The organism is Pseudomonas marginalis (genome assembly GCF_008692035.1).
Taxonomy (GTDB): domain Bacteria; phylum Pseudomonadota; class Gammaproteobacteria; order Pseudomonadales; family Pseudomonadaceae; genus Aquipseudomonas; species Aquipseudomonas marginalis.
Map to the genome: position 1 here is coordinate 3,978,959 of NZ_VTFG01000001.1, position 13,566 is coordinate 3,992,524.

At 59.5% G+C, this 13,566-nt stretch carries 12 protein-coding genes; 7 read left to right on the forward strand and 5 right to left on the reverse strand.

From position 1 onward, the window contains the following. Positions 1 to 4,437: an RHS repeat-associated core domain-containing protein gene (locus FX984_RS18710; RefSeq protein WP_081744495.1), complete on the forward strand. Its 4,437-nt coding sequence runs from the start codon at positions 1 to 3 to the stop codon at positions 4,435 to 4,437. Between the two features lie 17 nt (positions 4,438 to 4,454). Beyond that, positions 4,455 to 4,988 carry a hypothetical protein gene (locus FX984_RS18715; protein ID WP_141156321.1) on the forward strand — a complete coding sequence of 178 codons (534 nt, stop codon included), beginning with the start codon at positions 4,455 to 4,457 and terminating at the stop codon, positions 4,986 to 4,988. Between the two features lie 124 nt (positions 4,989 to 5,112). Here the strand turns inward: FX984_RS18715 and FX984_RS18720 are convergent, their stop codons facing one another. The 3 genes from FX984_RS18720 to FX984_RS18730 form a co-directional block, all read right to left on the reverse strand. Then, positions 5,113 to 5,388: an HU family DNA-binding protein gene (locus FX984_RS18720; protein WP_003176958.1), complete on the reverse strand. Its 276-nt coding sequence runs from the start codon at positions 5,386 to 5,388 to the stop codon at positions 5,113 to 5,115. A gap of 191 nt (positions 5,389 to 5,579) precedes the next feature. Continuing rightward, on the reverse strand, positions 5,580 to 6,728 hold the full coding sequence (locus FX984_RS18725; RefSeq protein ID WP_146476949.1) for an NAD(P)/FAD-dependent oxidoreductase: 1,149 nt from the start codon (positions 6,726 to 6,728) through the stop codon (positions 5,580 to 5,582). A gap of 36 nt (positions 6,729 to 6,764) precedes the next feature. Then, positions 6,765 to 6,932 carry a rubredoxin gene (locus FX984_RS18730; RefSeq protein WP_003213373.1) on the reverse strand — a complete coding sequence of 56 codons (168 nt, stop codon included), beginning with the start codon at positions 6,930 to 6,932 and terminating at the stop codon, positions 6,765 to 6,767. Positions 6,933 to 7,129: 197 nt separating this feature from the next. Between FX984_RS18730 and FX984_RS18735 the strand changes: the two genes are divergently transcribed. Together FX984_RS18735 and ubiA are read left to right on the forward strand one after the other, a co-directional pair. After that, positions 7,130 to 7,693 carry a chorismate--pyruvate lyase family protein gene (locus FX984_RS18735; protein WP_115485451.1) on the forward strand — a complete coding sequence of 188 codons (564 nt, stop codon included), beginning with the start codon at positions 7,130 to 7,132 and terminating at the stop codon, positions 7,691 to 7,693. Further along, positions 7,693 to 8,583: a 4-hydroxybenzoate octaprenyltransferase gene (gene ubiA / locus FX984_RS18740; protein ID WP_115485450.1), complete on the forward strand. Its 891-nt coding sequence runs from the start codon at positions 7,693 to 7,695 to the stop codon at positions 8,581 to 8,583. The genes FX984_RS18735 and ubiA overlap by 1 nt, the downstream gene beginning before the upstream one ends. A 68-nt stretch (positions 8,584 to 8,651) precedes the next feature. Here ubiA and FX984_RS18745 read toward each other — a convergent pair whose 3' ends face one another. Continuing rightward, on the reverse strand, positions 8,652 to 9,029 hold the full coding sequence (locus FX984_RS18745) for a COG4315 family predicted lipoprotein (RefSeq protein ID WP_027608253.1): 378 nt from the start codon (positions 9,027 to 9,029) through the stop codon (positions 8,652 to 8,654). Positions 9,030 to 9,183: 154 nt separating this feature from the next. On the opposite strand from FX984_RS18745, the gene phoB reads away from it, so the two are divergent. The 3 genes from phoB to FX984_RS18760 all read left to right on the forward strand — a co-directional run bounded on the left by phoB (position 9,184) and on the right by FX984_RS18760 (position 12,853). Beyond that, positions 9,184 to 9,873: a phosphate regulon transcriptional regulator PhoB gene (gene phoB, locus FX984_RS18750; RefSeq protein WP_003176964.1), complete on the forward strand. Its 690-nt coding sequence runs from the start codon at positions 9,184 to 9,186 to the stop codon at positions 9,871 to 9,873. An 82-nt stretch (positions 9,874 to 9,955) separates the two neighbouring features. Continuing rightward, positions 9,956 to 11,242 carry a phosphate regulon sensor histidine kinase PhoR gene (gene phoR / locus FX984_RS18755; protein ID WP_249776265.1) on the forward strand — a complete coding sequence of 429 codons (1,287 nt, stop codon included), beginning with the start codon at positions 9,956 to 9,958 and terminating at the stop codon, positions 11,240 to 11,242. Between the two features lie 270 nt (positions 11,243 to 11,512). After that, the gene (locus tag FX984_RS18760; protein ID WP_027608251.1) at positions 11,513 to 12,853 is read left to right on the forward strand and encodes a hemolysin family protein; all 1,341 of its coding nucleotides are present in this window, start codon (positions 11,513 to 11,515) and stop codon (positions 12,851 to 12,853) included. Positions 12,854 to 12,856: 3 nt separating this feature from the next. Here FX984_RS18760 and FX984_RS18765 read toward each other — a convergent pair whose 3' ends face one another. Continuing rightward, positions 12,857 to 13,528 carry a M23 family metallopeptidase gene (locus FX984_RS18765; protein WP_146476947.1) on the reverse strand — a complete coding sequence of 224 codons (672 nt, stop codon included), beginning with the start codon at positions 13,526 to 13,528 and terminating at the stop codon, positions 12,857 to 12,859. Positions 13,529 to 13,566: the final 38 nt, after the last annotated feature.

Genomic DNA, 13,566 nt, shown 5'->3' on the forward strand with positions numbered 1-13,566 from the left:
ATGTCTGACGCGTTATGGGCTGCCCGGATGGGCGATGCGCTGACCCACACCTCCATGATGGCCGACATTCTTGGCGGTGTGCTGGAGGTGGCGGCCAACGTGGCGATCACTGCTCTGGCGACTGCTGCGGTGGCGGCGGCGATTGGTGTGACGGTCGCTACTGCCGGCATTGGTGGCTGCATCCTCGGCGCGGTAGTCGGCATTGTCGTCGGCATGGCCATGAGCAAGACGGGGGCCGACAAGGGCCTCAGTAAAATGTGCGAGAGTTTCGCCAACGCGCTGTTTCCTCCGGTGGTGGAAGCCACGATTGCGGTAGGCTCGGCCGACACTTTCGTCAATAGCATCCCCGCTGCGCGTGCGGCAGGCTCCATTCCCTCGCATGTGGCGCCCGCAGGCACGGAGCTTGAACTCCCGCCGCCGGAACCCGACACCGCGCCACAAGCCGAGCCTGGCTTCCTGGATATGGCCGAGGGCTTCTTCTCGCAGCTATGGCGGCCGACCGTCGCCACGCCCGCGCCTGGTGTCGTTCCAGCCCTCACCGATATGGTCCTGTGCGCCCGTCATCCGCCGATGCCCCCGCAACTTCTGGCGGAGGGTTCCGACAAAGTCACCATCAACGGCCAGCCCGCCGTGCGCAGTGGTGACCGCAGCATGTGCGACGCGACGGTAGTGTCCTCGGGCCTGATCTCGCCGAATGTCACGATTGGCGGCGGTACGGTGGTGGTACAGGAGATTCGCAGCGGGAAAACCCCAGGCGTTGGGTTGGCGATTGAAGTGCTGATGATGCTCAAGGGAGCGAAGGGCAAGACGCTGAGCGACCTGCCTTGCATGTTGCTTAGCGGAGTCACGTCCTATGCGGTCAGCCAGGCTATGGGGGCAGCGGCAAATGCAACGATGGGCTCGCCCAATCCGGTACATGCGGCGACGGGAGCAAAGGTGCTGGGCGGTAATACCGAAATGGATTTCGTACTGCCAGGGATACTGCCGATCACTTGGCAACGCTTTTACAACAGCCGGGATAAACGTCGCAACGGGATGTTTGGCGCAGGATGGAGCGTTTCGTATGAGGTCTGCATCGAAATCTTGCCTCACCCAGATGGCGGCGAAGACCTGGTCTACACCGACGAACAGGCACGACGCATCCATCTGGGGGCTATGCCGCTGGGTACTGCGATGTTCAGTGCCGGCGAGGGCTTGAGCATTCGACGTCACCGTAACGGGCAGGTGCTGATCGAGAGTGAAGACGGGCTGTACCGCCTGTTCGACAGCGCCCCTGGAGACTCGGCATTTCTGCGCCTGAGTCAATTGGGCGACCGCAATGACAACCGGATTTATCTTGATTATGACGAGCGAGGTCAACTGGTTCGACTGCGAGATACCTTTGACTTGATACAGATTGAACTGACGCGCGAACGTAATCGTGTCTGTCAGATTGTCCGCGTGTACCCCGACCACCGGCGAGAACCCCTTGCCCTTTATAGCTTCGATGCAGCCGGTGATCTGGCGCACGTCAGCGATGCTACCGGCCAGACTCAAAGACGTTTCGCTTATGACAGCAGCCAGCGAATGGTCGAACACCAGTTGCCCACAGGGTTGCGTTGTTTCTATGAGTGGGCGTTGATTGACCAGATGGAGTGGAGGGTTATCCGGCATTGGACGGATGAAGGGGACGAGTACAGATTTGAATATGACCTGCAAGCGGGCATTACTCGGATCACCGACAGCCTGCAGCGTGTCAGCACCCGGTTGTGGAATAGCCAACATCAAATTGTCTCTTACACCGACAACTTGGGCCAGACGTGGCTGTTTGAGTGGAATGACGAGCGTCAGTTACTCAGTGCAACCGATCCGAAAGGGGGGCGATATGCGTTCAGCTATGACGATTCGGGAAACCTGATTGGCGAACACGACCCCTTGGGACGCAGTGACTCTACCGTGTGGCTGCCGCATTGGGCGCTGCCTCGATTTCAAATTGATGCGGCGGGCAATAGTTGGACGTATCAATACGACTCACGCGGAAACTGCATCCGAGAAACTGACCCATTGGGCTATAGCACGCAGTACCGTTATGACGCTCATGGGCAGATCGTAGAAATCATTGATGCCGCGGGCAAAAGCAAACGAATGCGCTGGAATCAATTCGGCCAGCTCATTGAGTACATTGACTGCTCGGGCTACCCGACACGGTTCAGCTATGACGAACGTGGCTTTTTGCAGACGATTACCGATGCGCTGGGAGAACGCTCCCATTTCAGTGTTGATGCCAAAGGACGGCTGCTAACCAGCCAATCACCCGACGGGCAGATGGACTATTTTCAGCGCAATGCAAACGGGCAATTGGTCAGCCACACCAACGCTGCCGGCCATACCACGCACTATCGACGCAACCGTCGCGGGCAGGTGTCACAGCGCACAGATGCCCACGGTCGTACGGTCGAGTTTGGCTACGATGCCTTCGGGAGGCTGCAGGCGCTGACCAATGAAAATGGCGAACGTTATCTGTTTACCTGGGACGCCGGTGACCGGCTTGAGAAACAGCAGGATCTCGACGGCAGTGCCAAGTACTACGCCTACGATGCGCTGGATAACTTGGCCAGCGTGGAATCTGTGCCCGCACTTTATGGCACAGGGCTTTCAGTTGTACCGCCCACCAGGGCTAAACCTATTGTTCACCGGCTGGAGCGGGATGCAATCGGGCGCCTGACAGCTAAAGTTACCGACGATGGCCGGACCGAATACGTTTATGACGTACTCAACCAATTGCTCGCAGTGACGTTTACAGATCACCAAGGCAATTCGCAAGCGCTGGGCTTTTCGTATGATGCACTCGGCCAACTTCTGGAGGAGGCCAGCCCAGCTGGGAGTTTGCGCCATCATTACGATGAGTTGGGTAACCTGACACAAACCCAATTGCCCGACGGGCGCTGGTTAAATCGATTGTTCTACGGCAGTGGCCACCTCCATCAAATCAACTTAGACGGCGTCATCATCAGTGACTTTGAGCGCGACCGCTTGCATCGCGAAGTCATGCGTACCCAGGGGCAGATCAGTACTTACTTGGGGTATGACCGCAGTGGCAGGTTAAGGTCTCGTCAACGCAGATACACGCAACAGGCGTCGCTGTTGCCCAGTGCAGAGCAAAGCAACTTCGAATACGACCTCGCAAACAACCTGGTCGTAAAGCGAGATCAACACGCCAAGGGACAGCGCCACCAGCTTCTGCATTACGACGCTACGGGGCGGATTATTGCCAGCCAGGGCGATATCCAAGGACAAGCAGAAATATTTGCTTATGACGCGGCGGCAAATCTGCTGGATGGGTCGCAACAAGGAGCGGGCCTGGTCGTACACAACAAATTAATCACTTATCAAGACAAGCGCTTCCGTTACGACGGATTTGGCCGGGTGATCGAAAAAAGAAGCAGCCAACGCGGTCTCCAGAGCTTCAGATACGACGCTGAGCATCGCCTGATTGAAGTTCGAAATCACGGTACTGCTGGGGACTCCGTGATTTGCATGAAGTATGACCCTTTGGGCAGGCGTCAGGAAAAATGTGAGTGGCGCAATGGGTTTCAGACAAACAAAACCACGTTCGTATGGGACGGTTTAAAACTACTCGAGGAGCAACATAACAGTCAGAAAAGCTTATACCTGTATGCCACCAGCGGATACGAGCCTTTGGCACGTGTCGATGGGCGCGGTCACCAGCAAAAAATCAGGTATTACCATAACGACGTTAATGGATCGCCCCTACAACTGACTGAAGCGGACGGAAGCCCTGTCTGGGAGGCCACTTATAAAGTCTGGGGCAATACCCTCCAAGAAGTGCAAGAACCGTATTACATCGAAGGGCAAAACCTGAGATACCAAGGCCAGTACCTCGATAGAGAAACCGGTCTGCACTACAACACGTTCCGCTTTTACGACCCTGATGTAGGGCGGTTTACCACCCGGGACCCTATCGGGCTGGCAGGCGGACTCAATCTTTACCAGTACGCGCCCAATCCGATTGGCTGGATCGACCCGCTGGGATTAAGTTGCTCCCTCAGTGCCAAGGCTCGAAAAATACATGACGTGGCGAGAGATCCGTTCGCCAAACGGAATTCAACCGTCGCCATCGCGGAGGTCACGATCAATGGAAAAACTACACATTACGTGGCTGGCAGCGGCGGCACACTCTCCCCCGCGCAAAGAAAACTCGCCGCTGAAATGGGTATACCACCTGAAAACATATTGTCAGGCACGAAGGTACGAAGCAGTAATGCGGACCCGACACAGGCGAAACTGGAAAACCATGCTGAACGGGTTATCATCAGAAACCTGCCAGAAGGTGCAAAAGTCGAAAAATGGGGCGTGTCGTGGGGTGGTAAACAAACCAACGCATCCTGTTCAAATTGCCAGCCTCATGTGGATGCTTCCGGCGGCATTTTCGATTAAAAACTTACAGGACAATCATGATGTTTAATATCGTCGACGAGATAGACAACTATCAGGCCTTCATTCAGAACAGCCTTAAAAAATTGTCCGATAAGCAAACTATTTTTTTATCGGCCTGGTGTGTCAATGGCTTATTCAGCTTGCCAAATACCCTGGCTGTTATTCAGCAAAAACTGGGTATCAGCGACAGCAAAGAAACTATTGTTGATTCTATTCTTCAAGGCAACATCTCGTCCTATCAGCACAAACTTCAACACCTGCTGGACACAATGGATGAGTATGCTGCCAACTATGAGGAACCCGAGGCACACGAAACCTATTCGTTGGCGGGTTTCAATTCTGCACTTAACAGCGCAACCGACACGGAGAACCTTGCCTACGCCCTTGAGGTGATCATTAATCTGATTGATCACTACGCGCAAACAGAAGATGACCCCGTCTGGGAGCGTACGCTAAAGGAAGAATTCGACGCTCAGCACTCGATCATTAACGATCTGCTGAAAAACAGACCGGTCACTATCACCAGCCACCATCACTTTTTGATTAGTTAAGATAAAGATAAAAAACAGGGGTTGGCTGCCCCACCACACAATATCCGTCCACAAAAAAAGGGCACCCGACCCAGTCGGCGTGCCCATTTTCCTACCACCCCGCCCCCTGTCGAGACGGCACTGCTTACGCGTTAACGGTGTCTTTAAGCGACTTGCCCGGCTTGAACGCAACAGTGTTGCTCGCCTTGATCTTCACAGGCTCACCGGTTTGCGGGTTTTTGCCGGTGCGGGCGCCACGGTGGCGTTGCAGGAAGGTGCCGAAGCCCACCAGGGTGACGCTGTCCTTGCGGTGCAGGGCGCCGGTGATTTCTTCGAGAACGGCGTTGAGGACGCGGTTGGCCTGTTCTTTGGTGAGATCCGCTTTTTCAGCGATGGCGGCTGCGAGTTCTGGTTTACGCATATGTGAAGCCTCTTTGACGGTTTTTTGTTGTTATGTCCGTGCTGCTCGTCTGTGGAGCAGCGCCCAAAGCGCCGCAGGCTCTACTCTGCGGCAGACGGGAGTGAGGATGGCATGCCCTCGCACGCTCCGCCAGTCTCGCGGCGACCTTTCTCGGGGGAAAAACGTGCTTATTCCGACAGAACGACCGGTATTTACGCCAGCAACGGCGGAAGTTCTTTGTTGAGGGCGAGTTTTTCCATCACGGCGCTGCCGGTCAGCGCGTAACCCAGCAGGCGACCGCTGGCGTCGCGGCACAGGGCCTTGATGTCGGCGCCCTGGCCTTCGACGCTCCACACCCCTTCGGTGCCCCGAGGCGGCGGGGAAACCACCAGCGGGCAGACGGGGGTTTTCACGGTGACCGGCATCGGGCCATAGCTGACAGCTGTGGCGTTGCCGGCCAGGGTCTGGGCCAGGGCACGGGCGCAGCTCATCAGCGGCATGACGTACAGCAGGTTGAGGCCATCGACCTCGGCGCAGTCGCCCAGGGCGTAGATATTGGCGTGGGAGGTCTTGAGGTGGCGGTCCACCATGATCCCACGGTTGGTCTGCAGACCGGCGGCGGCGGCCAGGTCGACACGCGGGCGCAGGCCGATGGCCGAGACCACCAGGTCGCAGTGCACCACTTCACCGTCCGACAAGTGCGCTTCCAGGCCGTCAGCGCTGCGTTGCAGGCGGTTGAGCACCGGGCCCAGGTGGAAACGCGCGCCCAGCCCTTCCAAGCCGGCCTGTACCGCTGCGGCCGCCGCCGGGTGCAGCAGGGTCGGCATCACTTGCTCGCACGGCGCCACCAGGTCGATTTCATAACCGCCGAGGATCAGGTCGTTGGCAAATTCACAGCCGATCAGGCCGGCGCCGAGCAGCAGCACGCGGCGCTTGCCGGCCGCGGCGGCGCGAAAGCGGGCGTAATCTTCGAGGTCGTTGATCGGGAAAACCAGCTCAGCCGCATCGCCTTCGACCGGTACCCGCACGGTTTCTGCGCCCCAGGCCAGGACCAGATCGCGATAGACCACCGCTTCTTCACCGATCCACAGGCGCTTGTGGCCGGGGTCGATGCCGCTGACACGGGTGTGGGTGCGCACTTCGGCCTTGAGTTGCTCGGCCATGGCGCCGGGTTCGGCCATGCTCAGGCCATCGGCTTCCTTGTTCTTGCCAAAGCCGGTGGAGAGCATGGGCTTGGAGTAGGAGCGCCCGTCATCCGCGGTGATCAGCAGCAATGGGGTCTCGCTGTCGAGCTTGCGAAACTCCCGGGCCACGTTGTAACCGGCCAATCCTGTGCCGATGATCACGACAGGTGTGTTCATTCCGTTCTCCTTGTAGTACGTCTCTGAAACTGAAAATTAGCCGATTTCGATCATTTCGAAATCCATTTTGCCGACGCCGCAGTCCGGGCACAGCCAGTCTTCCGGTACGTCCTGCCACAGGGTGCCCGGAGCGATACCATCATCCGGCCAGCCGTCTTTTTCGTCATAGATCAGGCCGCAGACTACACATTGCCACTTCTTCATTTACTTGCTTCCTCAGGGTCCAGGCAGGTTGGCCGGCGGTCGATGGATCCAGCGTTGCCGCGCGGCTCAGGGCGTTTTGTACTGATCGGGGCCGACAGATGCAAGCTTGATCGACGCAAGGCGCCGGGCCGGCCCGGCAAAAGATCAGGACACCATGGTAAGCTCGCCGCCTCTTTTGCTGCCAATACTGACGCACCGTGCCGCACTCAATCGCCCTTCCCGATGCTTGCCAATGGTTGACCCAGAGCCTCCTGAGCCCTGCGCCCGCGCCCTTGACCCTGAACTGGCTGTTCGACGAAGGCTCTCTGACCCGCCGGCTGACGTGGCTGTCCCACGATGGTTTCAGCGTGACGCCGCTGTTCGAAGGCTGGCAGCCGCTGCGCGATGATGAATGCGCGGCGCTGCGCATGCCACCGGCCAGTATCGGTTGGGTGCGCGAGGTGTATTTGCGCGGGCATGGCCAACCGTGGGTGTTCGCCCGCAGCGTGGCGGCGCGCAGTGCGTTGCAGGGCGACGGCTTGCAGATGGACGAATTGGGCAGCCGCTCCCTGGGCGAATTGCTGTTTTGCGACCGCGCGTTCACCCGCCAGGCCATCGAGGTGTGCCATTACCCTCGCCAATGGTTGCCCACCACGGACCAGGCCGACGGGCTGTGGGCGCGCCGCTCACGCTTCGATCGCGGGCCGCTGAGCGTGCTGGTAGCGGAAGTCTTCCTGCCGGCTTTCTGGCACGCGCTGCATGACCATCCGGAGAACTGCTGATGTATCAACGTCTGCTCAAATCCTTGAACCGCCTGCACCCCAGGGCCTGGGATTTCATTCAGTTGACCCGCATGGACAAGCCCATCGGCATCTACCTGCTGCTGTGGCCGACGCTGTGGGCGCTGTGGGTCGCCGGCAAGGGCTCGCCGTCCCTGGCCAACATCGTGATTTTTGTGCTGGGCGTGACGCTGACTCGCGCTGCCGGTTGTGTCATCAATGACTGGGCGGACCGCAAGGTCGATGGCCACGTGAAACGCACCGCGCAACGCCCGCTGGCCAGCGGCAGGATCAGTTCGAAAGAGGCCCTGGTGTTCTTTGCGGTACTGATGCTGATCAGCTTCCTGCTGGTGCTGCTGACCAACGCCACCACCATCTGGTTATCGCTGGGCGGCCTGGCACTGGCGGTCAGCTACCCGTTCATGAAGCGCTACACCTATTACCCCCAGGTGGTGTTGGGCGCGGCGTTTTCCTGGGGCATGCCGATGGCGTTCACCGCCGAAACCGGCCACCTGCCCGCTATCGCCTGGCTGCTCTATATAGCCAATCTGCTGTGGACAGTGGCCTACGACACCTATTACGCGATGACCGATCGCGACGACGACTTGAAGATCGGCGTCAAGTCCACCGCCATTCTGTTCGGCGATGCCGACCGTGTGATCATCCTGACCCTGCAAGGCCTGGCGCTGCTGTGCCTGTTGCTGGCCGGCTCACGGTTTGAGCTGGGGGGGTGGTTCCACCTGGGCCTGCTGGCGGCGGCAGGCTGCTTTGCCTGGGAGTTCTGGTACACCCGCGACCGGGACCGGATGAAATGCTTCAAGGCGTTTTTGCACAACCACTGGGCCGGGTTGGCGATTTTTGTCGGGATTGTGGCGGATTACGCGTTTCGCTGAGGTTTTTGCAGTGCCTGGTCGGGCCTCATCGGGGGCAAGCCCCCGATGGTTTCAGCAACGCCGCGAAATCAGGGCTTGATCACATGCCATGCCCCACCCTTGCCATCACCGCTCTTGTCGCCGGCCTTGTGGTCATCCTTGTAGGTGTAGACAGGTTTGCCTTTGTAGGCCCATTGACTGGTCTGGTCATCACGGGTGATCACGGTCCAATCGCCCATTGATTTGTCGGTAGACTCTGCTTTCAGCGGCGGCCAGTTGGTCGCGCACTGGTCCTTGCACACTGACTTGCCATCGGCGTCCTTGTCGAAGGTGTAAAGGGTCTTCCCACTGTGATCCACTAACAGACCGTTCTGGGTCATCGCCGGCTCCGCCGCGAATGCCAGTGTCGGCAGCGTCAACGCCGCCGTGACCAGCAGGGCCTTCCAGGAAAAAGTACTGTGAGTCATCGGAACCTTCCTTTTGTGGTTGTCAGGATTCGGACCCAAAGCGTAGTCCAGAGTGCCCCGAATTGCCCGAGCGACTAAATTACTGTCACACGACTGCAATAATTCCGTTATCTAATGCGGCGCAAGACAGTTAAATGACAAGAGGATTTTAGGCATGGTTGGCAGGAGCATTCTGATTGTTGACGACGAAGCGCCCATCCGCGAGATGATCGCCGTTGCGTTGGAAATGGCCGGCTATGACTGCCTGGAGGCGGAGAACTCCCAGCAGGCCCATGCCATTATCGTCGACCGCAAGCCGGACCTGATCCTGCTGGACTGGATGCTGCCCGGCACCTCCGGCATCGAACTGGCCCGCCGCCTCAAGCGCGATGAGCTGACCGGGGATATCCCGATCATCATGCTCACTGCCAAGGGCGAAGAGGACAACAAGATCCAGGGCCTGGAAGTCGGCGCCGATGACTACATCACCAAGCCGTTTTCCCCACGGGAACTGGTAGCGCGCCTGAAAGCCGTGCTGCGCCGTGCCGGCCCGACCGATGGCGAAGCGCCTATCGAAGTCGGTGGCCTGCTGCTGGACCCGATCAGCCACCGCGTGACCATCGACGGCAAGCCGGCCGAGATGGGCCCGACTGAATACCGCCTGCTGCAGTTCTTCATGACCCACCAGGAGCGTGCCTATACCCGTGGCCAGTTGCTGGACCAGGTGTGGGGCGGCAACGTTTATGTCGAGGAACGCACCGTCGACGTGCATATCCGTCGCCTGCGCAAAGCCTTGGGCGATGCCTACGAGAATCTGGTACAAACCGTGCGCGGCACCGGCTACCGGTTCTCCACCAAGGGCTGAGCCAGTCACTTTCCTTCCTTAACAGCTGACAAGGACGCATGTTTAAGTGAACCAGAACTGGCATGGCACCCTGATCCGCCACATGCTCCTGTTGATCACCGCCTGCCTGTTGGTGGGCCTGGTCAGCGGCTATTACGGCTGGAGCCTGGCCATCGGTATCGGCCTGTACCTGGGCTGGACCCTCAAGCAATTGCTGCGCCTGCATGAATGGCTGCGCCAGCACAAACCCGACGAAGCACCGCCCGATGGCTACGGCCTGTGGGGTGAGGTGTTCGACAGCATCTACCACCTGCAACGCCGCGACCAACGGGTACGCGGGCGCCTGCAAGCCGTGATCGACCGGGTGCAAGAGTCCACCGCTGCGCTCAAGGACGCGGTGATCATGCTCGACAGCGACGGCAACCTGGAATGGTGGAACCGCGCCGCCGAGACCCTGCTGGGCCTCAAGACGCCCCAGGACAGCGGCCAGCCGGTAACCAACCTGGTGCGTCACCCGCGCTTCAAGGAATACTTCGAGCAGGACAACTACGAAGAAGCCCTGGAAATCCCCTCGCCCACCAACGACCGCGTGCGCATCCAGCTGTACCTGACCCGCTACGGCAACAACGAACACCTGATGCTGGTGCGCGACGTAACCCGCATCCATCAGCTGGAGCAGATGCGCAAAGACTTCGTTGCCAACGTCTCCCACGAATTGCGCACGCCGTTGACGGTGATCTGCGGCTACCTGGAGACGCTGCTGGACAACGTCGAGGAGATCAACCCGCGCTGGAGCCGTGCCCTGCAGCAAATGCAGCAGCAGGGTTCACGCATGCAGACCCTGCTCAACGACTTGCTGTTGCTGGCCAAGCTCGAGGCCACGGATTATCCGTCGGACAACCAACCGGTGGCCGTCCACAGCCTGTTGCAGACCATCAAGAATGACGCCAAGGCCCTGTCGGGCGAGCGTGGGCAGCAGATCAGCCTGGATGCCGACCCGCAGGTGTTGCTCAAAGGCAGCGAGGGCGAATTGCGCAGCGCGTTCTCCAACCTGGTGTTCAACGCGGTGAAGTACACCCAGGACAAGGGCACTATCCGCATCCGCTGGTGGGCCGACGAGCAAGGCGCACACCTGAGCGTGCAGGACTCCGGCATCGGCATCGACGCCAAGCATCTGCCGCGCCTGACCGAGCGTTTCTACCGCGTCGATTCCAGCCGCAACTCCAACACCGGCGGCACCGGGCTGGGCCTGGCCATCGTCAAGCATGTGCTGCTGCGCCACCGCGCGCGCCTGGAAATCAGCAGTGTGCTGGGGCATGGCAGTACGTTCACCTGCCACTTTCCGCCAGGGCAGATGACCCGTTCGCGGCTCGTCGGAAATGACGAATAACTCAAACACAGCACAAAACCAAATGTGGGAGGGGGCTTGCTCCCGATGGCGGTGCATCAGTATCAGATATGCTGACTGACACACTGCTATCGGGAGCAAGCCCCCTCCCACAATTGGAATTGTGCTGTTTCGAATAAGGCATTCCACACCCCACCCGGCGGCACCCACTAGGCAAGCGCCCCGTCAGCCGCTACATTGGCCGACTTGCGCCTGCCTTTCAGGCCCTTCTGTCACCCCTTATTGAACACACGGAACCTGCAAAACCCAATCATGGACCCTTCCCCTGGTATCACCCTCGCCACACTCTTCGCCGATTTCGGCATGATTCTTTTTGCTCTGATCCTGGTACTGCTCAACGGTTTTTTCGTTGCGGCGGAATTTGCCATGGTCAAGCTGCGCTCGACCCGGGTCGAGGCCATCGCCCATACCAACGGCTGGCGCGGGCAGATCCTGCGTACCGTGCACAGCCAGCTCGACGCCTACCTGTCGGCCTGCCAGCTGGGTATCACCCTGGCCTCCCTGGGCCTGGGCTGGGTCGGTGAGCCGGCGTTCGCGCACATCCTCGAACCGCTGCTGGGCGCCGCAGGCGTCGAATCGCCGGAAGTGATCAAGGGCGTGTCGTTCTTTGCCGCGTTCTTCGTGATTTCCTACCTGCACATCGTGGTCGGTGAACTGGCGCCCAAGTCCTGGGCCATTCGCAAGCCCGAACTGCTGTCACTGTGGACGGCGGTGCCGCTGTACCTGTTCTACTGGGCCATGTACCCGGCGATCTACCTGCTCAACGCCAGCGCCAACGCGATCCTGCGCATCGCCGGCCAAGGCGAACCCGGCCCGCACCACGAACACCATTACAGCCGCGAAGAGCTCAAGCTGATCCTGCACTCCAGCCGTGGCCAGGACCCGAGCGACCAAGGCATGCGCGTACTGGCCTCGGCCGTGGAAATGGGCGAGCTGGAAGTGGTGGACTGGGCCAACTCCCGTGAAGACCTGGTGACCCTGGACTTCAACGCCCCGCTCAAGGAAATCCTCGCGCTGTTCCGTCGCCATAAATTCAGCCGCTATCCGGTGTATGACGCGGTGCGCAACGAGTTTGTCGGGCTTTTGCACATCAAGGACCTGCTGCTGGAACTGGCGGCCCTGGACCACATCCCCGAATCGTTCAACCTGGCCGAGCTGACCCGCCCGCTGGAACGTGTGTCGCGGCACATGCCGTTGTCGCAGTTGCTGGAGCAGTTCCGCAAAGGCGGCGCGCACTTTGCCCTGGTGGAAGAAGCCGACGGCAAGATCATCGGCTACCTGACCATGGAAGACGTGCTGGAAGTGCTGGTAGGCGATATCCAGGACGAACACCGCAAGGCCGAGCGCGGCATCCTCGCCTACCAGCCCGGCAAACTGCTGGTACGGGGCGATACGCCGCTGTTCAAGGTGGAACGCCTGTTGGGCGTCGACCTGGACCACATCGAGGCCGAAACCCTCGCAGGGCTGATCTACGACACCCTCAAGCGCGTGCCGGAAGAGGAAGAAGTGCTGGAGGTTGAAGGCTTGCGGATCATCATCAAGAAGATGAAAGGGCCGAAGATCGTGCTGGCCAAGGTCCTGCTGCTGGATTGACCCTCAATTGCCCAATGCAAAATTGGGCAATGTCCCGACCGGCTGGTTGAATTCGTAAGGAATCGACACCAGCCCGGCCGCGGTACTCTGTTGCACCACAAAGTGCAGGTGCGGCCCGCTGCTGTTGCCGGTATTGCCCGACAACCCCAGCGCGCTGCCCACCGCCACACGCTGCCCCGGCCTGACACTCACCGAGCCTTGCTTGAGGTGCAGGTACACACCCTGGGTGCCGTCATCGTGCTGCACGCGCACGAAATTGCCTGACGCATCGTTGCCGCGTCCGATCTGGCTATTCTCGATTTTCACCACCACACCGCTGCGTGCCGCGATGATCGGCGTGCCTTCGGGCATGGCGATGTCCATGGCGTAGCGGCTTTTGGCGTCGGTGTGGCTGAAGCTGCCGTTGGGGCCTTGGGTCAGGCGGAACGGGCCGCCACGCCAGGGCAAGGGGTAGCGGTAGGCTTGTCGCGGGTAAACGGGTTGTGGCCTGTAGAGTACCGGCGGCTGTACGCGCTCGACCCTACGTTCCTGGATCACGAACGCCTGGGCGCCGGGGGTTTGCCGATCGCTGAAAAACACCATGCCGTTGGCATCGGTGGATTTGTACAGGGTCATGGCCTGGGTCGAATTGGCGACCAAGGCCAATATGCAGGACAGCAAAAGGCGAAGGAGCATGGCGCGAACCTGCCGGAGTGAATGAACAGCAAGCTAGC